1 protein-coding gene and 1 pseudogene are annotated in these 305 nt (G+C 46.6%); one reads left to right on the top strand and one right to left on the bottom strand.

What is annotated here, in order from left to right; genetic code table 11:
* Positions 1-87, top strand: an 87-nt coding sequence (locus ACUU1M_RS20800) for a hypothetical protein (RefSeq protein ID WP_423827758.1), incomplete at its 5' end; no start/stop codon positions are given.
* Between the two features lie 29 nt (positions 88-116).
* Here ACUU1M_RS20800 and ACUU1M_RS20805 read toward each other — a convergent pair.
* Positions 117-272 (bottom strand): annotated as a pseudogene (locus ACUU1M_RS20805) (IS256 family transposase); the annotation flags it as partial.
* Positions 273-305: the final 33 nt, after the last annotated feature.

Genomic DNA, 305 nt, shown 5'->3' on the forward strand with positions numbered 1-305 from the left:
GAGACTGAACAGCAGATTTACCGTCAGTTGACTGACGAGGTACTGGCCCTGCGATTGTCTGAAAACGGCTCAAATCATATCGCATAACCCACTGATAATGTTTACTACCGGATGTAGCTTTTTTCATGCCCGAGATGGTCAGTTAGTTCCGCATTAAGCACCGTTTCGACAGTTAATTTCGTCTGCATACGGGAAAACTGATTGAGGTCGGCCTCGGTTTTGAGGCCTTTAGCCAGTTCAGCCGCAAGGGCTTTAAGCTTCTTTTCGTCCATAATTTACCTGTCTCCGTTGTTGGAGTGAACCAT

It is taken from the genome of Shigella sp. SIG6 (assembly GCF_053555815.1).